The 22,464-nt window shown below is 68.8% G+C and carries 20 protein-coding genes and 1 pseudogene; 15 read left to right on the top strand and 6 right to left on the bottom strand.

The genetic code is table 11. The annotated features are described in order from the left end of the window. The first annotated feature begins 14 nt into the window (after nucleotides 1–14). From AC6R2M_RS06670 to AC6R2M_RS06640, 7 genes are all read left to right on the top strand, one after another. Nucleotides 15–404 carry a hypothetical protein gene (locus AC6R2M_RS06670; RefSeq protein WP_500486698.1) on the top strand — a complete coding sequence of 130 codons (390 nt, stop codon included), beginning with the start codon at nucleotides 15–17 and terminating at the stop codon, nucleotides 402–404. Continuing rightward, nucleotides 401–568: a hypothetical protein gene (locus AC6R2M_RS06665; RefSeq protein ID WP_500486696.1), complete on the top strand. Its 168-nt coding sequence runs from the start codon at nucleotides 401–403 to the stop codon at nucleotides 566–568. Before AC6R2M_RS06670 ends, AC6R2M_RS06665 begins: the two co-directional genes overlap by 4 nt. Continuing rightward, nucleotides 565–1,254 (top strand): DNA-methyltransferase, encoded by a 690-nt coding sequence (locus tag AC6R2M_RS06660; protein ID WP_500486694.1) that lies wholly within the window; start codon nucleotides 565–567, stop codon nucleotides 1,252–1,254. Before AC6R2M_RS06665 ends, AC6R2M_RS06660 begins: the two co-directional genes overlap by 4 nt. Then, nucleotides 1,251–1,577 (top strand): TSCPD domain-containing protein, encoded by a 327-nt coding sequence (locus AC6R2M_RS06655; protein WP_500486692.1) that lies wholly within the window; start codon nucleotides 1,251–1,253, stop codon nucleotides 1,575–1,577. Before AC6R2M_RS06660 ends, AC6R2M_RS06655 begins: the two co-directional genes overlap by 4 nt. Next, a complete protein-coding gene (locus AC6R2M_RS06650) occupies nucleotides 1,574–2,068 on the top strand; it encodes a hypothetical protein (protein WP_500486690.1) in 495 nt (164 codons plus the stop codon). Before AC6R2M_RS06655 ends, AC6R2M_RS06650 begins: the two co-directional genes overlap by 4 nt. Further along, nucleotides 2,065–4,038: a DNA polymerase gene (locus tag AC6R2M_RS06645; protein WP_500486688.1), complete on the top strand. Its 1,974-nt coding sequence runs from the start codon at nucleotides 2,065–2,067 to the stop codon at nucleotides 4,036–4,038. Before AC6R2M_RS06650 ends, AC6R2M_RS06645 begins: the two co-directional genes overlap by 4 nt. Before the next feature lie 199 nt (nucleotides 4,039–4,237). Further along, nucleotides 4,238–5,380 carry a site-specific integrase gene (locus AC6R2M_RS06640; RefSeq protein ID WP_500486686.1) on the top strand — a complete coding sequence of 381 codons (1,143 nt, stop codon included), beginning with the start codon at nucleotides 4,238–4,240 and terminating at the stop codon, nucleotides 5,378–5,380. 584 nt (nucleotides 5,381–5,964) lie between these two features. On the opposite strand, the gene iolG is transcribed toward AC6R2M_RS06640, so the two are convergent. Beyond that, on the bottom strand, nucleotides 5,965–6,966 hold the full coding sequence (gene iolG, locus AC6R2M_RS06635) for an inositol 2-dehydrogenase (RefSeq protein ID WP_500486684.1): 1,002 nt from the start codon (nucleotides 6,964–6,966) through the stop codon (nucleotides 5,965–5,967). A 79-nt stretch (nucleotides 6,967–7,045) separates the two neighbouring features. After that, nucleotides 7,046–8,173: a Gfo/Idh/MocA family protein gene (locus AC6R2M_RS06630; RefSeq protein ID WP_500486682.1), complete on the bottom strand. Its 1,128-nt coding sequence runs from the start codon at nucleotides 8,171–8,173 to the stop codon at nucleotides 7,046–7,048. A gap of 117 nt (nucleotides 8,174–8,290) precedes the next feature. Between AC6R2M_RS06630 and AC6R2M_RS06625 the strand changes: the two are divergent. From AC6R2M_RS06625 to iolB, 8 genes and pseudogenes are all read left to right on the top strand, one after another. Then, nucleotides 8,291–9,126: pseudogene (locus AC6R2M_RS06625) on the top strand (MurR/RpiR family transcriptional regulator). 122 nt (nucleotides 9,127–9,248) lie between these two features. After that, nucleotides 9,249–10,199: a sugar ABC transporter substrate-binding protein gene (locus AC6R2M_RS06620; protein ID WP_500486681.1), complete on the top strand. Its 951-nt coding sequence runs from the start codon at nucleotides 9,249–9,251 to the stop codon at nucleotides 10,197–10,199. Nucleotides 10,200–10,277: 78 nt separating this feature from the next. Next, nucleotides 10,278–11,384, top strand: a complete 1,107-nt coding sequence (locus AC6R2M_RS06615) for an ABC transporter permease (RefSeq protein WP_500486679.1) — start codon at nucleotides 10,278–10,280, stop codon at nucleotides 11,382–11,384. A 32-nt stretch (nucleotides 11,385–11,416) separates the two neighbouring features. Further along, nucleotides 11,417–12,175 carry an ATP-binding cassette domain-containing protein gene (locus AC6R2M_RS06610; RefSeq protein WP_500487518.1) on the top strand — a complete coding sequence of 253 codons (759 nt, stop codon included), beginning with the start codon at nucleotides 11,417–11,419 and terminating at the stop codon, nucleotides 12,173–12,175. Next, entirely contained in the window at nucleotides 12,172–14,085 is a 1,914-nt protein-coding gene (locus tag AC6R2M_RS06605) for a bifunctional 5-dehydro-2-deoxygluconokinase/5-dehydro-2-deoxyphosphogluconate aldolase (RefSeq protein WP_500486677.1), read from the top strand. Before AC6R2M_RS06610 ends, AC6R2M_RS06605 begins: the two co-directional genes overlap by 4 nt. Further along, on the top strand, nucleotides 14,082–15,911 hold the full coding sequence (iolD, locus tag AC6R2M_RS06600; protein ID WP_500486675.1) for a 3D-(3,5/4)-trihydroxycyclohexane-1,2-dione acylhydrolase (decyclizing): 1,830 nt from the start codon (nucleotides 14,082–14,084) through the stop codon (nucleotides 15,909–15,911). Before AC6R2M_RS06605 ends, iolD begins: the two co-directional genes overlap by 4 nt. Continuing rightward, complete coding sequence (gene iolE, locus AC6R2M_RS06595; RefSeq protein ID WP_500486673.1) at nucleotides 15,908–16,819, top strand: myo-inosose-2 dehydratase; 912 nt, start codon at nucleotides 15,908–15,910, stop codon at nucleotides 16,817–16,819. The genes iolD and iolE overlap by 4 nt, the downstream gene beginning before the upstream one ends. Beyond that, complete coding sequence (gene iolB, locus AC6R2M_RS06590) at nucleotides 16,816–17,613, top strand: 5-deoxy-glucuronate isomerase (RefSeq protein WP_500486671.1); 798 nt, start codon at nucleotides 16,816–16,818, stop codon at nucleotides 17,611–17,613. Before iolE ends, iolB begins: the two co-directional genes overlap by 4 nt. Before the next feature lie 186 nt (nucleotides 17,614–17,799). Here iolB and AC6R2M_RS06585 read toward each other — a convergent pair whose 3' ends face one another. The 4 genes from AC6R2M_RS06585 to AC6R2M_RS06570 are packed head-to-tail and all read right to left on the bottom strand — an operon-like array spanning nucleotide 17,800 to nucleotide 22,397. Then, nucleotides 17,800–18,804 carry a Csu type fimbrial protein gene (locus AC6R2M_RS06585; protein WP_500486669.1) on the bottom strand — a complete coding sequence of 335 codons (1,005 nt, stop codon included), beginning with the start codon at nucleotides 18,802–18,804 and terminating at the stop codon, nucleotides 17,800–17,802. Nucleotides 18,805–18,815: 11 nt separating this feature from the next. Further along, nucleotides 18,816–21,431, bottom strand: coding sequence for a fimbria/pilus outer membrane usher protein (locus AC6R2M_RS06580; protein ID WP_500486667.1), 2,616 nt, complete (start codon nucleotides 21,429–21,431; stop codon nucleotides 18,816–18,818). A gap of 45 nt (nucleotides 21,432–21,476) precedes the next feature. Beyond that, the gene (locus AC6R2M_RS06575) at nucleotides 21,477–21,902 is read right to left on the bottom strand and encodes a fimbrial biogenesis chaperone (RefSeq protein WP_500486665.1); all 426 of its coding nucleotides are present in this window, start codon (nucleotides 21,900–21,902) and stop codon (nucleotides 21,477–21,479) included. A gap of 27 nt (nucleotides 21,903–21,929) precedes the next feature. Beyond that, nucleotides 21,930–22,397 carry a Csu type fimbrial protein gene (locus AC6R2M_RS06570; protein WP_500486663.1) on the bottom strand — a complete coding sequence of 156 codons (468 nt, stop codon included), beginning with the start codon at nucleotides 22,395–22,397 and terminating at the stop codon, nucleotides 21,930–21,932. Nucleotides 22,398–22,464: the final 67 nt, after the last annotated feature.

Below are 22,464 nucleotides of genomic sequence, written 5' to 3'. Positions count from 1 at the left end.
ATTGCGAGAACGCGATGCCTGCGCCCGATCTCACCGAAGTGTCCACCGCCGATCTGGTCGCCGAGCTGCGCGACCGGAACGAAGAGGACAGCGTCGCCGAACACTGTGCCGACAGCGACCTGAAGGACGAATGCGAACGTCGCGAACTGTGGGTGCCGGACCCCGCGGCGGTCCTGCTTTCCGAAGCGGACGACGATCAGTTCGCTGAGGAGATGAACGTGCGCGACATCCCGAACGTGGACATGGCTGACGTTGATCGTCTGGCCGAGCTGATCGCGGAGCGGCAGACCGACGACGCGCTCGACCTTCTGCGGAAGATGGCGCCGGCCACGATGCATCCCGGCACACTGCGCCGGCTCGTCGCCGATCGCGCGGCCGAGAGCCTGAAGCTGGTGCTCGCATGAGCGCCCGGTTCGCAAGCTGGATCATCGCCGGCCCGAACGTCGGCGAGCGCCTAGCGGCGCTGATCGCGTCCGGCCAGAACGACGCCGCGCTCGACCTGCTGGCGAAGATCGGCGGCCCTGCCCCGGCGCTGGCGCGCGAACTCACGCGGAGGGCGTCGGCATGAGCGCGCTCGTCTACGAGGGGGATTGCCTGTCCGTCATGGCTGGCATGGAGGACGAGTCCGTCGACGCCGTCATCACCGACCCGCCTTACGGCGTCGATTTTCAATCGAACCGCCGAGTGACGATTGAGAAGCATAAGAAGATCGCAGGCGACCAGCGCGCGTTCATCTGGTTCCTGAAGCGCGCCTACGAACTCACGAAGCCGGGCGGCAGCCTCGTCTGCTTCTGCGATTGGAAAACGCAGGAAGAGTTCCGGCTCGCGATCCTTGCGGCAGGTTACGACATCCGCAGCCACTTGGTCTGGGACCGCGACTGGCACGGGATGGGCGACCTGAAGGCGTCCTTCGCTCCGATGCACGACATCGCGTGGTTCGCAACCAAGGGGAAGTTCCAGTTCCCGGGGAAGCGTCCGCGGTCGGTTTTGCGCCACCGCCGGCCTGGGTCGGAAGCGGAGCATCCGACGCAGAAACCGGACGGACTGATGCGGGAAATCTGCGCAGCTGTGACCCCACCCGGCGGACTCGTACTCGACCCTTTCACCGGCTCCGGCAGCACCGGCCGTGGCGCCGTGCTCGAGGGCTTCCGCTTCGTCGGCATCGAACTGAGCGCCGACTACGCGGCCATCGCGCGCCGCCGGATCGCCGCCGCCCAACCCGCCCCCATCACCTTAGAGGACATGCTCGCATGACCCGCGAACGCCTTCCCCTGCGCCGGTACAACGAGAACGAGGAGATCGACTTCAACGGCCTGACGGTGGCCGTCTCATTCGGCTTCACCGACGACGCCCGCATTGGCGAGGTGTTCCTTTCCACCCGCAAGGTTGGGACGGCCTTTGACACGGCCGTGCGCGACCTGGCCGTGATGATGTCGCTCGCGCTGCAGTACGGCGTCACGCCGACGGTCATGGAGCGCACGCTGACGGCCAACGAGGCGGGCGAAGCCGAAGGGCTGGCCGGCCAGGTCGTGGCCATGATGAAGGCGCGGCTCGCCGAGATCGGGCAGGCCGAATGAGCGCGCGCACGAACCCGCCGAACACCGACTTCCCGATCGGCTCGCGCGTTGTCTTCGTGGACGCCTGGGGCGAGCGGCCGGTCGAAGGCCGCGTCACCGCGCACTACGGCGCCGACCAGATCCGCGTCGAAGACGCCGATGGGATCGTCTACACGGGCCTGACGTGGCGGGCGACGGCGGTCCAGGAAGGCAAGCCGTCGCTTTCGCGCGACGAGGCGCTGGCGAAGGCCAAGACCCGTTGCGCGAGCGATCCGGCCGTGGAGGCCGAGGCCAGCGCCGCCTGGGAGCGCGTCTTCGCGCGCATCGCCGACCGCGCCGCGGCCAAGCGTCCGGCGCCGAAGGTGTTCGAGGTCCACCACGAGCAGACGGTCGCCCGGGAAACGCTGCTGCGCGCCATCGGCCTCGGCCAGTCGCCGGCGGAAGGCGAGGCCGCGGCGCTCGCGTCGGTTGGACTGAGCGCCGACCTCAACTTCGAGGACATGCTGTCGTGACCGCGCTCCACATCGATTTCGAGAGCCGCAGCATGGTCGATCTGAAGAAGACGGGCGTCTACGTCTACGCCGCCGATCCGACGACCGACCTCTGGTGCGCCTGCTACGCCTTCGACGACGGCCCGATCCTGACGTGGCGCCCTGGCGAGCCGTGCCCGGACGACATCGCCATGCACGTCCTTGAGAGCGGCACGGTCTGCGCCCACAATGCCTCGTTCGAGGCGACCCTTTGGGCGCGCATCCTCGGCCCGCGCTACGGCTGGCCGGTCCCGGCGGGCGATACGTGGCGCTGCACGATGGTCCAAGCCTACGCCATGGCCATGCCGGGTTCGCTCGAACAGGCCGCGCCGGCCGCCGGTCTCGACATCGAGAAGGACGCCGCCGGCCGTCGGCTGATGCTGCAGATGGCACGGCCGCGCAAAGCCGACCCGCTGACGTGGTGGGACGAGCCGGCGAAAGTCGAGCGGCTGATCGAATACTGCCGCATCGACGTCGCCGTCGAGCGCGAGCTTGAGAAGCGCCTGCGCCCGCTGAAGCCGTCGGAACTCGACCTCTGGCACCTGGACCAGACGATCAACGGCCGCGGCGTGTTCGTCGATCGCGATCTCGCGCACGCCGCGCGCCGCATCGTGAAGACGGCGGCCGAACGGCTCGATCAGCGGATCGCGAAGACCACCGGCCACGCCGTCACCAGCTGCTCGGCCGTGGCGCAGCTCGTCGGTTGGATTCGCTCAAAAGGCCTGCCGGTCGACAGCATCGCGAAGGACCAGATCGAGGAGCTTCTCGGGCGAGACGACCTGCCCGACGACGTCCGCGAGGCGCTGGAGATCCGGCGCGCCGCCGCGCGCGCCAGCGTGGCCAAGATCGACGCGCTGCTGAATGGCACCGACGAAGACGGCCGCGCCCGCGGTTTGCTCCAGTTCCATGCCGCCAGCACCGGACGGTGGGCCGGGCGCCGCTTTCAGCCGCAGAACATCAAGCGGCCCGAGCTCGACGACGTCGACAGCGCGATCGAGATTGTGGCCACCGGCGACATCGACCTGCTCGACGCGCTCTACGAGGATCCGCTGAACGTCGTCGCCGATACGCTCCGCGGCATGATCCGTGCGGCGCCCGGCCGGAAGATCGTCGCGGCCGACTATGCCAACATCGAGGGCCGCGTGCTCGCGTGGCTGGCCGGCGAGGACTGGAAGGTGAAGGCATTCCGTGCCTTCGACGCTGGCACCGGGCCGGATCTCTACAAGGTCGCCTACGGCCGGTCCTACGGCATGAAGCCGGAAGACGTGACGAAGGCGCAGCGCCAGATCGGCAAGGTGATGGAGCTCGCGCTCGGCTACCAGGGCGGCGTTGGCGCCTTCGCCACGATGGGCGTCAACTACGGCGTCCGCCTGCCGGTGCCCGAGGTCGAGAGCATCCGCGACGCCTGGCGCGCGGCGCACCCGCAGATCAAACGGTTCTGGTGGGACATGGAAGAGGCCGCGATCCTCGCGATCGAGCAGCCCGGCAGCGTGCGCAAGGTTGGCGCCCGCATCGCCTTCAAGAAGGTCGGCAGCTTCCTCTTCATGCAGCTGCCGTCGAAACGGTTCCTCGCCTACGCCTATCCCGAGATCCGGCCGAAGCGCATGCCCTGGACCGACGCGAATGGCGATCCGGTCATCAAGGATTCGCTCAGCTACATGGGCGTCAACAGCTACACCCGGAAGTGGGAACGGGGCTTCGCCTACGGCGGGCTGCTGGTCGAGAACGCGACGCAGGCCGTCGCGCGCGACGTGCTCGCCGACGCGATGCCACGGCTCGAGACCGCCGGCTATCCGATCATCCTCACGGTCCACGACGAGATCGTGTGCGAGCCGGCGGCCGACCACGGATCGGCGGCGGAGATGGAGGCGATCATGTGCGAGCTGCCCGAATGGGCGGCGGGCCTGCCGGTCGCGGCGGAAGGGTTCGAGGACGCGAGGTATCGGAAATGAGCCGGCGCGCTTTGCGATCTCGGGATGAACTTGGGCCGGACGCGCTGCTGCGTCTTGCCGACGCCTGCGAGATCCTTCTCAATGGCGCCCTGACGCCGGCCGCTCTCCGTCGAGAGGCCGGCAAAGGCAACTTGATCCTGGAGAGGATCGCCGGGAAGGACTTCGTCACCCCGGCGGCCATTGAGGCTATGCGAAAACGATGCCGCGTCCAAAGCTCCCGCCCCGCCTCGTCTTGCGAGCCGATCGGCAAACCGCAGCCGAGCGAGAAGCCGGCGTCGAACGTCGCGTCTGGGTCATCAAAGACGGCGACCGGTACGTCCGAACGGGATGCGCGCAAGGCGAAGCTGCGGCAGCTGAAAGAAAGCTTTCCGAGTACCTCGGCGAAAAGCACGAGCCGAAGCGGGCCGGCGGCAAAGCTGCTGAACTTTCCGTCGGAGACATTCTGACCGTCTACGGCGTGGACAAGGCGGGCCACACCGCCCGGCCGCGTGAGACCATGGCTGCGATCGAGCGCCTGGAAGACTTCTGGGGCGAGATGAGCGCGGCCGAAATCATCGGCGCCAACTGTCGCGCGTTCACCGAGCATCGGGCGACCGCGTCCGGCGCGCGCCGCGATCTCGAAGTGCTGCGCGCCGCCGTGAAGCACTACAAGGCCGAATACGGGATGGAGTTCGAGCCGGTCATCTCGCTGCCGGCGAAGAGCCAGCCCCGCGAGCGGTGGCTGACGCGCAGCGAAGCGGCGCGTCTGCTGTGGGCTTGCATCGGCTGGCGCTATGACGAACGGAAGAAGACAATGCGCCGGATGGCCGATCCGGCCGCCCGGAAGCTATCGCGCGCCAGGCGCACGCACCTCGCCCGCTTCATCCTGATCGGAATCTACACGGCCACTCGCCACGAGGCGATCCTCGGCATGCAGTGGCATCCGAACACCGTTTCCGGTTGGTTCGATCTGGAAGGCGGCCGAATGCATCGGCGCGCGCCGGGCGCGCGGCAGACGAAGAAGCGCCAGCCCATCGCCGGCGTTCCGGACCGGCTGGCGGCGCACCTGCGCCGCTGGAAGGCGATCGACGGTGATGGCGGGACGCATGTGATCCACTACAACGGGGCTGCGATCGCGCGGCAGAAACGCGCCTTCCGCGAGGCGTGCGCCGACGCCGGCCTCGGTCCTGACGTCGTTCCGCACACGCTGCGCCACACCGCGATCACGTGGCTCATGCAGGCCGCCGTCCCGGTCAACGAGGTCTCAGGCTTCGCCGGCGTGACGGTCGAAGAGCTGGAGCGGACCTACTGGCACCATCACCCGGACTTCCAGCAGAAGGTCCGCGGCACGCGCCTCCGGTAGACGGGCGCTGCGCCCGGTTATCCTCGTTTTCGCCCGCTTTGAACGTGAACAGAACGGAACGCGGCGGCACAAAGAAGCCCGGAAATGCGGGCTTTCGCGTACCGGCCCGGCCGTTCGGGACGAGGGGGTCGCAGGTTCGAATCCTGCCACTCCGACCACGACTTTCCGGTTTCCCGAGACCACCCCCGCACCGATATGAGTACCGGACGGCGCCGCTTCTGTGCGCGCCTCATCGCTCGCGAGGACGCGGCACATCCAGCCCCACGCGTGTGGGCGATGCCTTCCGTTCCTATCAGCGCCGACGCTCCTTGCAGTCTCGGGAGGGCCTGCCGTTCTGCGAGATGGCTCTGTCGTCCCGTCTTCCGATCCGATCGGCGAAGCGGCCCGAAGATCGGAATCGATTTGCGGAAAGCCTGAGGCGCAGCTCCGAAGATTGAGCGACGTTTGTGCGTCCCATCGGACGCAGGGCGCTCTGGGAGAGTATCATGGGGGTGCGCCGCGTGGCGCGTCCTCCTTCGTTTTGCGCCAGGGCTCGCACGCTTCCCGGCGCTCGGCCTCGATCCGGCTCGCTTTCGGCCGACGGGTCAGCCCGTCTCGCCCGGCCGCACGCACCGGCCCTCGCGCGCGGACCGATCGGCCGCCTCGGCAAGGGCCAGCGCCATCAGCCCGTCCTGCCCCGAGGGGGTCATCGGCGCGCCGCTTTCCAGAGCGGTCAGGAAGGCGGCGATCTCGGCGCGGTAGGCGGCGGCGTAGCGCGTCATGAAGAAGTTCTGAAGCGGCGGGTTGAGATAGCCCTCCCCCGTCGCGACCGTCACCGAGGCCTCGTGCTGGTTCTGCGCCGAAACCATGCCCGCCGAGCCGTGCACCTCGATGCGCTGGTCGTAGCCATAGGTCGCGCGCCGCGAATTGGTGATGACCGCCTGACGGCCGCCGGCCGTCCGAAGGATGACGCTGGCCGTATCCACATCGCCGAGTTCGCCGACGCGAGGGTCCACCAGCACCGAGGTGGCGGCGAAGACCGTCTCGACCTCCTCGCCGAGAAGGAAGCGCGCCATGTCGAAATCATGGATCGTCATGTCGCGGAAAAGACCGCCGGAGCGCGGCAGATAATCCAGATGCGGCAGGCCGGGATCGCGGCTGGTGAGCACCACCTGCTCCACGGCGCCGATCCGCCCTTCGTCGATGGCGCGCTTGACCGCCGCGAAATGCGGATCGAAGCGCCGGTTGAAGCCGATCATCAAGGGCGTGCCGGTCTCCTCCACCACCGCGAGGCAAGCGCGCACGCGCTCCAGCGAAAGGTCGATCGGCTTCTCGCAGAAGATCGGCTTGCCCGCCCGCGCGAAGCGCTCGATCAGGTCGGCATGCGTGTCGGTCGGCGTGCAGATCGCGACGGCGTCGACGTCCGCCGATGCCACGATCTCCTCGATGGTGGAGACGCGGCAGCCGTGCCGGGCGCCCAAGTCCTCGGCCGAAGGCGCGTGCGCGTCGGCGACGGCGACGAGCCGTGCCCCAGGCGTCGCGCCGATCGCCTCGGCATGGACCTTGCCGATGCGGCCGGCGCCGAGAACGGCGATGGAAAGGGTCATTGTGGCTCTCCCATGAGATTTCGAAGGGCGGGGACGTTCGTTTCGTCTCGGCCCCGCCCGCCGTCTTGCGGTCGGCCGCTCAGCCGCGAAGGTCCGAGACGGCGACGCGTCTTCCATCCTCGGCCGCCGAACGGGCGATGGCATGCGCGACGCGCTCGATCTCGAGCGCCTGCGCGAAGTCCGGCACCGCCGGCTCGCCGCCGGCCAGCGCGCGAAGGAGCTCGGCAGCCTCGATCACCTTCAGGTCGTTGAAGCCGAGCGAATGGCCGGGCGCGGGGCAGAAGCTGCCATAGGGCGGGTGCTCGCCGGAGGTGAGGATGGTGCGGAAGCCCGCCTCCCCCCTCGCGCCTTCGTTGACGTAGAGCTGCAGCTCGTTCAGCCGCTCCTGGTCGAAGCGGATCATGCCGTTCGTGCCGTGCGCCTCGAAGCCGAGCGAGCCCTTGCGGCCCCAGGCGGCACGCGAGATCGTCATCGTGCCGTGGAAACCGGCCTCGAAGCGCACGAGCGCCGAGGCCAGATCCTCGTTCTCCACTGCGCCCTCGCCGCCCTCGGGCATGGGACGGGTCTCGTAGGCCGCCGCCGCTTCCGCGACCACCGAGACGATCGGCCCGCCGAGCCCTTGCAGCAGCGAGACGAGATGAACCCCGATGTCGCCGAGCGCGCCGAGGCCCGCGTCCGCCGCGCGACATCGCCACGTCCAGGGCAGCGAGCCGTCCGCCTGATAGTCCTCGTCCACCCAGCCGCGCAGGTGGAAGAGCCGGCCGATGCGGCCCTCCGCGATCAGCCGCCGCGCGTGGCTGAAGGCCGGGTTTCGAAGATAGTTGTAGCCGACGAGGGTGGTGCGGTCGCCGGCAGCCGCCGCCATGGCCTCGGCGTCGGCCAGCGTCACGCCCATCGGCTTCTCGCACCAAACATGCTTGCCTGCGGCGAGCGCGGCCTCTGCCATCGGGCGGTGCATGGCATTCGGGGTCGTGATCGAGACGACGTCCACCGCGGGGTCCGCGACCAGGGCCCGCCAGTCGTCGGTGGAGCGCGAAAAGCCGAACTGCCCGGCCATCGCGGAGGCCTTGTCGGCCGGCGTGTCGCAGAGGAGTTCGAGGCGCACGTGCGGCAGCCCGCCCATCACGCGGTTGGCGTTGGCCCAGGCGATGGCATGCGCCTTGCCCATGAAGCCCGTCCCGATCAGGCCGACGCCGATGCTCTGCATGCTCTCTCCCGCCACTTCCGCCGCGTTCCTCCCGCGGCTTGTGAGAATGGAATATTTGTTCCATTCTATGATCCGTCCCCGCTCGTTCTGTCAAGCGAGCGCATGAGAGGAGATGCGATGCCGGCTTCGAGCGCCCCCACCCGGATGGAGTTGTTCCAGCAGCGGCTGGCGGCCGAAAGCGCGGGGCTGCCCAAGCGCCTGCGGCAATGCGCCGAACTCGTCGCAAGGGCGCCCGAGCGCATCGCCGTCTCCACCGTGGCGGAGCTGGCCGAAGCCGCCGACGTTCCCCCTCGGCCGTCGTGCGCTTCTGCCAGCTCTTCGGCTTCTCCGGCTTCTCCGAAATGCAGCGGCTGTTCCGCGAGTCGGTCGCGCCCCGCTGGCCGGACTATCCGACGCGGATCGAGGCGCTGCGGGCGCAGGGGCAGGACTCGCCGGCCGCCCTCCTCGCAGAGTTCGTGGAGGCCGGTCGGCACTCGCTCGGTCATCTGGCCGAAACCGTCGACCCGGGCGCGATGGAGGCGGCGGTCGACATCATGGCCGGTGCCGGAACCCTTCATATCGTGGGCTTTCGGCGCGCCTTCCCGGTGGCGAGCTATATGGCCTACACGCTGGAGAAGATGGAGATCCCGGCCATGCTGCACGGGGCGGTCGGCCAGATCGGCGCGCCCCACGCGATCCGGCCGGGCGACGCGCTCGTCGCCGCGACCTTCGCCCCCTATACGCCCGCGACCATCGAACTCGCGGAGGAGGCGCTGCGGCGGAACGTGCCCGTCGTCGCCATCACCGACACGATGACGAGCCCGCTGCGGCGGCTCGACTGCACCGTCCTGACCGTCAACGAGGTGGATGTCGGCGCCTTCCGCCCGCTCGCCGCCACGCTGTCCCTGGCCACGGCTCTCGTCGTCGCCACCGGCGCGCGACGCTCGCGGCAGGCGGCGTCCGGCGCGTCCTGACGCCGGCGCCTTCAAAGGAGATTGGAACGAAGGGGTTGCGCTGATCTCAAAATGGATGGAATATTCCATTCGTGGCCGGCGCGATGGGAGAGCTGGCTCGTATCCGTGGGAGGATCATCCGCATGAAAACGCTTCTCGCCGGCGCCGCCGCGCTGGGCCTCACCGTCGCCTTCGCCCCCGCAGCCCTCGCGCAGGAGACCGGCGGCGAGCAGTTCGTCCTGATCAGCCACGCGCCGGACTCCGACTCGTGGTGGAACACGATCCGCAACGCCATCGCGCTGGCCGCCGACGAGCTGGACGTGACCGTCGATTACCGCAACCCGCCGACGGGCGACCTTGCCGACATGGCGCGCATCGTCGAGCAGTCGGCCGCCGCGCAGCCGGACGGCATCATCGTCACCATCGCCGATTTCGACGTCCTGTCGGGCCCCATCCGCGCCGCGGTCGATCAGGGCATTCCGGTCATCACCATCAATTCGGGCACCGCCGAGCAGTCCGCCGAGCTGGGCGCCCTGATGCATGTCGGCCAGCCCGAGCGCGAGGCCGGGCGCCTTGCGGGCGAGCGGGCCAAGGAGGAGGGCGCGACCTCCTTCGTGTGCGTGAACCACTACATCACCAACCCGGCCTCGGTGGAACGCTGCCAGGGCTTTGCCGAAGGCCTCGGCGTCGAGCTCGGCTCGTCCATGATCGATGCGGGCCAGGACCCCGCGCAGATCCAGAACACGGTCTCGGCCTATCTGACGGCCAATCAGGACGTCGATGCGATCCTCGCGCTCGGGCCGACCTCCGCCGAGCCGACGATCCGCGCCCTCGCCGACCAGGGCCTGTCGGGCGACGACATCGTCTTCGCGACCTTCGACCTCTCGGCCGAGATCGCGCAGGGCATCCGCAACGAAGTGGTGGATTTCGCGATCGACCAGCAGCCCTTCCTGCAGGGCTATCTGCCGGTGGTGTTCCTGACCAACTACGCCCGCTACGGCGTCATCCCGTCGAACGACGTGAACTCGGGACCGGGCTTCATCACGATCGACAATCTCGATCAGGTCGAGGCGCTCGCGGGCCAGTACCGCTGAGCCGAGCGCGAAGGCGGGTCCGACCCCGCCTTCGCCTCTCCTTCTTCGGAACTCAACGCTGACAGGGAGGGCGCCGCGATGAGCGCAGCCGCCGACGAACGCGTCAAATCCAGATCCAACCTGCGCGCGGCCCTGGTCCGCCCCGAACTCGGCGCGATCTGCGGGGCGATCCTCGTCTTCGTGTTCTTCTTCGCCATCGCCCGCGATTCCGGCATGTTCAACCTGCAGGGCACGATGAACTGGACGGTGGTCTCCGCCCAGTTCGCGATCATCGCGGTCGGCGCCTGCCTCCTGATGATCGCGGGCGAGTTCGACCTGTCGGTCGGCTCCATGATCGGCTTCTCGGGCGTCGTCATCGCCATTCTCTCCGTGCAATGGGGATGGCCGGTGTGGAGCGCCATCCTCGCGGCCTTCCTCGTCGCCGTCGCGATCGGCGCCCTGAACGGCTGGCTGGTCATCCGCACCGGGCTGCCGAGCTTCATCGTCACCCTCGCCTTCCTCTACATCCTGCGCGGCCTCACCATCTGGGTGTCGATCCTGACGACGCGTCAGACCATCATCGGCGGCGTGGCGCCGCTGGCGGAAGGCGACTGGCTCGCCTGGCTCTTCGGCGGCAAGCTCTTCACCGGGCTCTTCGCCTGGTTCGCCGAGAACGGCTGGATCGCGACCTACACGCGCGGCGCGCGCACAGGCGAGCCGATCGTGGACGGCATTCCGATGGTCGTGGTCTGGGCGCTCGGCCTCATCGTCTTCGCCCACATCCTTCTGACGCGCACCCGCTTCGGCAACTGGATCTACGCCAGCGGCGGCGACGCGCAGGCCGCGCGCTATGTCGGCGTGCCGGTGAACCGGGTGAAGATCACCATGTTCATGTTCACCGCCTTCTGCGCCACCGTCTTCGCCACCTGCCAGGTGATGGAGTTCGGCTCGGCCGCCGCCGATCGCGGCCTCCTGAAGGAGTTCGAGGCGATCATCTGCGTCGTCATCGGCGGTGCGCTTCTGACCGGCGGCTACGGGACGATCGTGGGCGCGGCTCTCGGCGCGCTCATCTTCGGCGTCGTCCAGCAGGGCCTGTTCTTCGCGCAGGCGGAAAGCTCGCTCTTCCGCGTCTTCCTCGGCACGATCCTCATCCTGGCGGTCATCTTCAACACCTATGTCCGCCGCCTGATCACGGGAGAGCGCTGATGTCGGCCCCGATCGAGATGCCCCTCATCGAGATGAAAGCCATCGAGAAGCATTTCGGCCCGGTGATCGCGCTGAACGGCGTCTCCTTCGACGTGCGCCCCGGCGAATGCCACTGCCTGCTCGGCGACAACGGAGCCGGCAAGTCCACCTTCATCAAGACCATGGCCGGCGTCCACAAGCCGACGCGGGGCGAGATGCGGGTCGGCGGGGCGCCGGTCGTCTTCCAGTCCCCGCGCGACGCGATGGAGGCGGGCATCGCCACGGTCTATCAGGACCTCGCGATGATCCCCCTGATGAGCGTGACGCGCAATTTCTGGATGGGCCGGGAGCCGGTGCGCCGCTTCGGCCCGTTCAAGTTCATCGACTTCAAGGAGGCCAACCGGGTCACCATGGAGGAGATGCGGCGCATGGGCATCAACCTTCGCGAGCCGGAGCAGGCCGTCGGCACGCTGTCGGGCGGCGAGCGCCAGACCGTCGCCATCGCGCGCGCCGTCCATTTCGGCGCCAAGGTGCTGATCCTCGACGAGCCGACCTCCGCGCTCGGCGTGCGCCAGACCGCCAACGTCCTCTCGACCATCGACAAGGTCCGCAAGACCGGCATCGGCGTCGTCTTCATCACCCACAATGTGCGCCACGCGCTCGCGGTGGGCGACCGCTTCACGGTGCTCAATCGCGGCAAGACGCTCGGCACAGCGAGGCGGGGCGAGATCAAGGCCGACGAATTGCAGGATCTCATGGCCGGCGGTCAGGAGATGGCGCAGCTCGAAGGCTCGCTCGGAGGCACGGTATGAAAAGCCTCGACGTCATCACCATCGGGCGGTCCTCGGTCGATCTCTACGGCACGCAGATCGGCGGCCGGCTGGAGGACATGGGCTCCTTCCAGAAATATGTCGGCGGCTCGCCCACCAACATGGCGACGGGCACCGCGCGCCTCGGCCTGAAATCGGCGCTCATCACCCGCGTCGGCGACGAGCATATGGGCCGCTTCCTGATCGAGGAACTCGCCAGGGAAGGCGTGGACATTCGGGGCGTGAAGACGGACCCGGAGCGCCTGACCGCGCTCGTGATCCTCGGCATCCGCGACGAGGATTCCTTCCCGCTGATCTTCTACCGCGAGAACTGCGCCGACATGGCGCTCTGCGAGGAGGACATCGAGGAGGACTTCGTCGCCGAGGCGCGGGCCGTCGTCGCGACAGGCACGCATCTGTCGAACCCGCGCACCGAAGCCGCCGTCCTGAAGGCGCTGCGTCTCGCCCGCGCGCATGGTGCGCGCACCGCGCTCGACATCGACTACCGGCCCAATCTCTGGGGCCTGTCCGGCCACGGCGACGGCGAGAACCGCTTCATCGAGAGCGCGGCCGTGACCGAGCGCCTGCAGGCGCATCTCCCGCTCTTCGACCTGATCGTCGGCACGGAAGAGGAGTTCCACATCGCCGGCGGCTCGACCGACACGCTTCGCGCCCTGCGGGCCGTGCGGGAGAAGACGGACGCGACGCTGGTCTGCAAGCGCGGCGCGGCGGGTGCGGTGGCTTTCACGGGAGACATCCCGGCCGCGCTGGACGAGGGCGAGAGCGGGCCGGGCTTCCCGATCGAGGTCTTCAACGTTCTCGGCGCGGGCGACGGCTTCATGTCGGGTCTCCTGAAGGGCTGGCTCGACGACGAGCCCTGGCCGCGCACGCTCGAATACGCCAATGCCTGCGGCGCCTTCGCCGTCTCGCGCCACGGCTGCACGCCGGCCTATCCGAGCCTCGAGGAACTGCGCTTCTTCCTGAAGCGCGGCGTCGTGCGCCCCGACCTCCGCAACGATGCGGAGCTGGAGCAGCTCCACTGGTCGACGAACCGAAATGGGCATTGGCCGGCGATGCGGGTCTTCGCCTTCGACCATCGCATGCAGCTGGAGGAGATGGAGGGCGCGGACCCCGCTCGCATCGGCCGCTTCAAGGCGCTGTGCCTGGAAGCGACGCTGACGGTGGCGGACGGCCGTCCCGGCTACGGGCTCCTTTGCGACGACCGGCTGGGGCGCAGCGCATTGCACGCCGCTTCCGGTACCGGACTCTGGGTAGCTCGACCGGCCGAGCTGCCGGGCTCGCGCCCGCTTCAACTGGAAGCGGAACTCGGCCCCGATTGCGGTGGCTTGTCCGAATGGCCGCTGCATCAAGTCGTGAAGGTGCTCTGCTTCTGCCACCCGCAGGACGATGCCGCGATGCGGGAGGCGCAGGAAGAGACCTTGAAGCGGCTCTACACGGCGGCGCGGCGCAACCGGCTGGAGTTCCTTCTGGAGATCATCCCCTCCAAGGTCGGCCCGGTGGACGACGCGACGACGGCGACGCTCATCCGCCGCTTCTACGAGATCGGCATCCATCCCGACTGGTGGAAGCTGGAGCCGCTGACGAGTTCGGCGGCCTGGGAGGCGGCGTGCGAGGCCGTCGCCACGAACGATCCGCATTGCCGGGGGATCGTCGTGCTCGGACTCGACGCGAGTCCGGACAAGCTGACGCAGAGCTTCGGCAAGGCCGCGCGCCACGATCTGGTGAAGGGCTTCGCGGTCGGCCGCACCATCTTCGGCGAGCCGGCGCGCGACTGGTTCGCCGGACGCATCGACGACGCGGTCGCCGTCGCCCGCATGAGCGACAATTTCCGCGCGCTCTGCACCCTCTGGGATGCGGCGCGGGCCGGACAGAACGAGGAGGACGCGGCATGACCGCCACCATCCGCCTGACGGCGGCACAGGCCATGGTCCGCTGGCTGTCGCAGCAGATGACCGAGGAGGGCGAGCCCTTCATCGCGGGATGCTGGGCGATCTTCGGCCATGGCAACGTCGCGGGCATGGGCGAGGCGCTGGAGGGCGCGCGCGAGGCGATGCCGACCTTCCGGGGCCAGAACGAGCAGACGATGGCGCATGCCGCCATCGCCTATTCCAAGCAGCTCGGGCGTCGGCGGGCGATGATGGTGACGTCGTCCATCGGGCCGGGCGCGACCAACATGGTGACGGCGGCAGCGCTCGCCCACGTCAACCGCCTGCCCGTCCTCCTCGTGCCCGGCGACGTCTTCGCCGGACGCGGTCCCGATCCGGTGCTGCAGCAGATCGAGGATTTCGGCGACGGCACGGTCTCGGCGAACGACGCCTTCCGGCCCGTCAGCCGCTATTTCGACCGCATCGTGCGGCCGGAGCAGCTTCTGACCGCCCTGCCCCGCGCCCTGCGGACGATGACGGACCCCGCCGAATGCGGGCCGGTGACGCTCGCCTTCTGCCAGGACGTGCAGGCCGAGGCCTACGACTGGCCGGAAAGCTTCTTCGCACCCCGCGTCTGGCACCGAAGGCGCCCCGCGCCCGATCCGCGCGAGGTGGAGACCGTCGCGGCCATGATCCGCGCCGCCAGGGCGCCGGTGATCGTGGCGGGGGGCGGGGTCCATTATTCCGGCGCACAGGCGGCGCTGGGCGAGTTCGCGGCCCGCTTCGGCATTCCGGTCGTCGAAAGCCAGGCCGGCAAGTCGGCGCTGCCTTTCGACGACGAATGGAATTTCGGTCCCGTCGGCGTGACCGGCGCGACCTCGGCGAACGAGGTCGCCGGCAAGGCCGACCTCGTCATCGGCGTCGGCACGCGCTTCCAGGACTTCACCACCGGCTCCTGGGACCTCTTCCGCGGTTCCGACCGAAGGCTCGTCTCGATCAACGTCGCGGCCTACGACGCGATGAAGCATGGCGCCGAGCCGCTCTGCGCCGATGCGCTGGCGGCCCTCGATGCTCTGAGCGCCGCCCTCGGCGGCCATCGCGCCCCCGCGCCGAAGCCGGGCCTGAAGGCGGACTGGTTCGCGAGCGTCGATCCCCTCACCGCCGCGCCCGAGGAAGGCGGCAACGAACTGCCGACCGACCAACAGGTCATCGGCGCGGTGCAGCGCGCGGGCGGGATCGACACGGTGGTGATGTGCGCGGCGGGCACCATGCCGGGAGAGCTTCACAAGCTCTGGAAGGCGCCCCGGTCGGGGGCCTACCACATGGAATACGGCTATTCCTGCATGGGCTACGAGATCGCCGGAGCGCTCGGCATCAAGATAGCCGAGCCCGAGCGCGACGTCGTCTGCATGGTCGGCGACGGCTCCTACATGATGGCGAATTCGGAGCTGGCCACCGCCGCCATGATGGGCGTCGCCTTCACCGTCGTCGTCACCGACAATCGCGGCTTTGGCTGCATCAACCGGCTGCAGAAGGGCACCGGCGGCGCCGAGTTCAACAATCTCTACGCCTCCTCGAACCTCGCCCACGCGCCGGCCATCGACTTCGCGGCCCACGCCCGCTCCCTGGGCGCCGAAGCCGTGAAGGTCGCAACGATCGGGGAACTGGAGGCGGCGCTCGCCGCCCGGTCCGGCAAGGCCGGCCCCTATGTCGTCGTCATCGACACCGATCCCTATCCCTCGACGCCGCACGGCGGCCATTGGTGGGACGTCGCAGTGCCGGAGGTCTCGGAGCGCGCCGAGGTCAGGGACGCGCGTGGCGCCTACGAAGCCAAACTGAAGGAACGCGGATGATCCTCTACGGCACCAATCCCATCGCCTGGACGAACGACGACGACCGTTCCCTCGGCGCCCACATCTCGCTCGAACAGTGCCTGGACGAGGCCGCAGACATCGGCTTCGACGGCATCGAGAAGGGGCACAAGCTGCCAGACACGCCCGAGGGCATCGAGCGCGAGCTCGGCGGGCGCGGTCTTCGATATGTCTCAGGCTGGCACTCGACCAATCTCCTCGTCAACGATCTGGAGGCCGAGAAGGCCGCGATGCAGCCCTTTCTGGACCTCCTGAAGGCGGTAGGCTCCAGGGTCATCATCGTCTGCGAGACCTCCAACGCGATCCACGGGAGCGACGGGACGCCGGTCAACGACAAGCCGGTCCTTCAGGACGAAGAATGGGCGGCCTTCGGCCGGGGCATCGAGGCGCTGGCCGCCTTCGCCGCAGCGCAGGGCATCACGCTCGTCTACCACCACCACATGGGCACGGTCGTGGAGAGCCCGGAGGAGATCGACCGGCTGATGGCCGAGACCGGCCCGGCGACCCGTCTTCTCTTCGACACCGGCCACTGCTTCTTCGGCGGCGGCGATCCGGCCGAGGTGGCGGCGCGCCACATGGGGCGCGTCTCCCACATTCACGCCAAGAACGTGCGACCCGAAATCATGCGGCAGGTCCGCGAGGAGAGGCTGTCCTTCCTCGAAGGCGTCCGGCGTGGCGTCTTCACGGTGCCGCGCGACCCGGAGGGCGGCGTCGATTTCGCGCCGGTTCTGCGGTCCGCGGCCGAGCACGGCTATTCCGGCTGGCTGGTGATCGAGGCCGAGCAGGACCCGTCCGTCCGCGAGCCGAAGCACTATCAGGCGATGGGGCTGAAGGCGCTGCGGGCGATGGCCCGCGAAGCGGGGCTGGACAAGAGCGAGGCGGCGGCATGACCCTTCTGCGCAAGCCGAAAGGCCGGACCGGCCTCGTCCACGACGTCTCGCCCGCCGACGCCGGCTGGACCTATGTCGGCTTCCAGCTCCACCGCCTGAAGGCGGGAGACACGGCGTCCGGCGCGTTGGGGTCGAACGAGGCCATCTTTGTCATGGTCGAGGGCAAGGCGCGGATCGAGGCGGCGGGGCGCGACTGGGGCCTTCTCGGGGACCGGATGGACGTCTTCGAGAAGACGCCGCCGCACTGCCTCTACGTGCCGGACGGGCAGGACTGGCAGGCGGTCGCCGAGACGGACTGCACGCTCGCCATCTGCCTCGCGCCCGGCAAGAGCGGCCACGAGGCCCGTCGCCTCGGGCCGGACGGCATCACGCTGACGCAGCGCGGCGAAGGCTCGAACGCACGCTTCATCAACAACATCGCGATGGAGAACGAGGACGTCGCCGACAGCCTCCTCGTCACCGAGGTCTTCACGCCCGCCGGCCATTGGTCGAGCTACCCCAGCCACCGCCACGACGAGGACCGGTTCCCCGAGATCACCTATCTGGAGGAGACGTACTATCACCGCCTGAACCCGCCGCAGGGGTTCGGCGTCCAGCGCGTCTACACCGAGGACGGATCGCTCGACGAGACGATGACGGTGAAGAACCACGACCTCGTTCTCGTACCGCGCGGGCACCATCCCTGCGGCGCTCCGCACGGCTACGAGATGTACTATCTCAACGTGATGGCCGGACCGCTGCGCAAATGGCGCTTCATCGCCGACCCTGACCACGAGTGGCTGATGAAACCGTAGAATCGCGGCGTCGGAAGCGTCGGCCCCGGTGGATCGCGTAGGCCGCCATCCCACCGGCGAACAGAAGGCCCCCGATCATGAGCCAAAGGGGCATGAAGTCGACGGTCAGCATCGATCGCTCCAGTCTCTTCGAGTCCGCCCTGAGATAGCACAGCCGGCCGGAAGGGCCTACCGCGCGCAGCACCCCTATTTGGGGAAGCCGTAGGTCACGGTCACGCCGACGACGTCAGAGTAGATGCCGGGCGCGATGGATTGGGGCAGGACGCGGCCGTAGACGGGGATGAGGATGCCGGCGCCGGTGCCGGTCCCGTGCGCGAGCGAGGATTCCGTCGCCCCGAAGGGCCGTGAGCGGGCCTCGTCGAGAAAGAGGCCGTAGACCAGCGTGTTGGGGCCCGAGCGCATCAGGCGGCGCGTCGGATCGCTGCTTCCGCTGAGACCGCCATTGACCGCGACGGAGAAGTCCGCGCCCGGCGTGCACGACAATTCAATCCCGCCAAGCGCGTCGATCGGCTTCGTCAGCAGTCCATGCTGGCCGAAATGGATGTCTTGCGTCGAGATGAGACAGTTCTCGTCGACGCGAGCGCGGACCTGGAAGACCATCGCCTCGACCGCCCCTTCGCGTCGGTTGCAGTCCCCGTCCCGCCCCTCCTGGAAGGTCATGAAGGTATCGATGCCCGAAAAGGCGTTCGAATAGGGTCCGGCGCGGAGCGTTCTCTGTCCTCCCAGGGCGCGCGCATAGAGGACGAGGTCGCCGGAGGCCGAGCCGTCGTGGACCGCGAGCAGCACCGAGCGCGGCGAGCCGAGGGCGGGTTCCTCGACGCTGCCCCACGGAATCTGGCGCGCGGGGTCTGCGAACAGGCGGTAGGCGAGCCGCTCCCCTCCGGCATCCGAACCGGCTAGCGTGCGGTCCCCGCCCCGCGTGGGCGCGCCGCCCGAGCCGAGATGGATGCAGACCAGAAGCTCGCTCGCCTGCGGGGAAATGCCGTCGCAGCCGATCGCGATGCGGCTCGCCGTGTCGGTGGGCGTTCCGGCGAGCGTATCGACGGAGGCGAAATCCACATCCTCCACCGTCGCCGTGCAGCTGGCGGCCCGGGCAGAATCGACCGGACCGAAAAGGGCGGACGCGAAGGCGAGGAGCGCAAGGGCCGGGAGGATGCGAACGGCCGTCCGGGGCGCGGAAGAGTTTGGCATCGCGGAGCCCCTCAAGCCATCGGAACACAGACGACGTCGGGAAGGGCCGCCTGCGCTCCACCCGTCAGATCGGCGAAGGGGAAGCGCGCTTCGCACCGCTCGCCCGTCGGCAGTTCGATCACGGCATGGTTCTGGGCGGTCAGACCGTCCACGTAGCTCTGCCCGTCATAGCCGACCAGAAACGGCTCGTCGCGACCATCCAGTTGCCCGGACGAGCCCAGCGGCAGCACCGCGCCGCGCGCGTCCCGGAAAGTGACGAGCGCGGCGTTCGACGCCCCGGCGCCCTCGAAGCGGACATTGACGCCGACGCGCTGGCCGGGGACGACGATCTCGCGCGTCGCGTTGATGCTCGTGTTGATCGGCAGATTGCTCGGGTCGATCGCGATCCGGTTCTCCTGGAAGGCGCGCAGATCGGAGACGAGAAGCTTGCCGTTGCGGCCCGTCCGCCCGACCGGACGGTTCTCGTGCGTCACGTCGACGTCCGGCGCGCCGACATCGACGATGGCGAAGCTGTCGGTGATGCGGTTGGCGAAGAACAAGCCCTCGCCCGCCAGAACGACCGCGCCGTCCATCTGTGCGTCGGCCCGCGTCGCGCGATCGACGCCGCCGCTCGTGGAGGCGGTGTATTCCGCGCTGGCGGTGCGATGGCGGATCCGGCCGGCGGCCCGCACGGTGTCGTCGACCCCCATTCCCGCCTCGAGCGCCCAGGAGGTAGAGCCGATCTCCCGCCCGCCATTGTGGTTCAAGGACACGGCGCCGCGCGCCCCGTCCGGGCCGCTCCCGGCCAGAGAGGCGGACGTGCCGCCGCCGAAGGCGTGGGTGTAGCCGGCGTAGATGCTCGTCTGCCCGCGCGCCAGATCGGTGAAGCCGGCGGCGTAGAGCGTGCCCGAGCCTTTGAGGACCGGCTGGTTCCAGGTGAAGGAGACGATCTGCGCGCGTTCGCCCCCCGCCGTCTCGGACTGCGCGTAACCGAGGCTCACCGAGCCCCGGCTGCGCGGGACCGGAACCGAAATGGAAGCCTGCGCGCTCATGCGCGGAGGACGCGTCGGGAGCGGGACGGACAGCGGGCCGAAATCCGAGCGGGCCGCCTGATCGATGATCGAGGCGATGTCGTCATATTCGCCGAAGGAGTGCTGCACGCGCCCCCGCAGCCGCGCCGGGCCGATCTGCGTCTCGACGGCCAGATGCGCCGAGGCGCCCTCCCCGTTGTCCGACCGGCTGGCGCTGGCCGCCAGCGAGACGAGCGAGCGCGCGCCGACCGCCTGAACGACGCCGGCCCCGGCGTTGATCAACCCGCCGCCGCCCTCGGCGTGGCCCTCGATGGTCGTGGTCTCGCTGAAGCCGTAGCGGACCGATCCCGAGCCCATGGGCCGCGAGTCGTAGCTGAAGCTTTCCTGCCCGTAGAAGGTTCGGCCGAAGCCGAGTTCGGCCGAATAGTCGAAGAGGCCGGGCGCGAGGAGTTGGTCGGAGGTGTAGAAGGCGCTCTCGCTGACGGTCTCGCGCCCGCTCGCGTCACGCACCACCACGCGCGCCGTTCCGCGCCCCGTCACGATCGGCAGATTGGCGAGGCGGAACGGGCCGGGATCGACGTCGGTGGAATAGGCCTGCGTGCCGTTGATGTAGACGTCCACCGTGGACGGCAGAGCCGCGCTCGACGACAGGCCGGGAATGGGCAAGGTCACCAGATCCGGGCGCAGGCCGAAGTCGCGGCGGATCTGAACGCCGCCGAGGCGCGTCGGGCGCGTCCATGTCAGGCCGCCCGTCACCAGATCGCCGATGCGGTACTGCCGCATGGCTTCGCGGTCGTCGTAGGTGTAGCTGGTGCCGAGCCGGCGCGACCCGTAGACGCCGTCGCTCGAGGTGTTGACGATGAAGCCGGCGTCCACCACCCCGTGCGGCGAGTAGAGATAGGTGTCGAAGGTGCCGGACGCGCCCTCGAAGCCGAAACCGTCCATCGCGCGGTCGGCGCCGCCGGCGGCGAACAGGCTGTAATTGGCGAAGGCGCCCCAGCCGCTCTCGGTCGCGGCGAGGTCGTAGTCGCGGGCCGCGATGGCCGAGCGCGCGCCGCCCGTGTCCAGAACGTCGGCGACGCGCCGGTGATCGGGCGCGGTCAAATGCATCGACTGACCGGCCTCGTCGTAGAGGAAGGTCGTGTCCGGGAGGGTCGACAGGAGAACGCGACCGTCCTCGTCGGTGCTCGCGCCCGTCGCCAGGAGCCCGGCCCTTTCCAGATCCTCTGGATCGACCGAATAGTCTCCGTCGTCCCGAGGGCGGAAGCCGACGATCCCGCGTCTGGCATAGCCGTTTACGAAGATCTCGAGATAGAGGTCGGACGGCAGAAAGCCGGTGGTCTGGTCCACCCCCATGGGATCGGCTGCGAGATCCATCGGATCGAGCGGCAGGTCCATGGGGTCCAAGGGCAGGTCCATCGGGTCCAACGGCTGGTCCATCGGATCGAGGGGAAGATCCATCGGGTCCAGAGGCAGATCCATCGGGTCGAGCGGCTGGTCGTCCGCGTCCGGGGCGACCGTACCGGCGGAATCGGGAACGGCACCGGAGGCATCCCTCAGAAGAGGGGCCGCCAGTGCCAGTCCGAAAGCTGCTGCCAGGAAGATCCGCGTCGCCATCTGCGGCTTGCCCCGCCGTTTTCGGGCTGGGGGACTTGGGTCCCCTCACCGCCCCCCGATGGTGACGGGAATGGAGTGGCGCACGAGCACGTTGACCGTCCCCGCCCGCAGCCGCGAGGGATCGGGAATCTCGTCGACGAGCAGGCGGAACCGCTCGCTGGCGTCGACCGGCATTCCGGGCACGCGAACCACCCGCACGAGGTTTTCGGTGCCCGGACGAAGCTGGGTCATCGGCGGGCTGGCGACGACGCTGCGCGTCGCTTCCAGGCGCTCCTTGCCGTTGACCATGGTCGACTTGAACACGCGCACCTGGACGTTGATCGCCTGCCGATCGTCGTTCCAGACCCGGACCGTCGTCGCCCCGGATCTGGGATCGAGCTTGAGCGCGGTGGGCGAGACGCGGAGCGAGGCGGCATCGGCCGCACCGAGCGTGGCGATCAGCGCTGCGAGGGCGAAGGCGATCTGACGCATGGGATGATGTCCTCTTCGACCGGCGGATCAGTAGGTGACGGTGACGGTCACGGTGTCGGAATAGCTGCCCACCTTCACCGCCTGGCCGCTGGCGACGCGGCCGTAGACCGGGATCGTCTGGGACGCGCCCGTTCCGTTCCGGGCTTCGCCGGAGCTTTCGGGGAAAAGCGTGCTGCGGCCGCTGTCGGAGTAGAGAGAGTAGTTCAGCGTATCCGAGCCGCTGGTCAGCGTGCGCGTTCCCGAACCGCCGCTCGTCGCCGCAAGCGTGACGCTGTAGGACGCGCCGTCGGTGCAGGTGACGTTGATCTCGCCGGCCGCGTCCGAGTTGGCCGTGCCGGTGTAACCGGAGAACGCAACCGCGGTGGTCGTCACCGAGCATTCGGACGCCACCTCCAGCGTGACGCTCAGATCCTCCGAAGCGGTCTGCGCCGAAGCCGTCGAGACGCTCGCTGCGAAAGCCAGAAGGCATACGGAAGTAGAGAGACGCAGGGCCATTGCTGGCTCCTTTCATGAATGTTGGGTTAATTCTCCAACCGGTTCGGGAAGCTTCATGCTGCCTAAT

The organism is Aureimonas sp. CAS, from assembly GCF_059838215.1.
The sequence above is the reverse complement of the archived record's forward strand: the minus strand, read 5'-3'. Positions and strand labels throughout refer to the sequence as shown.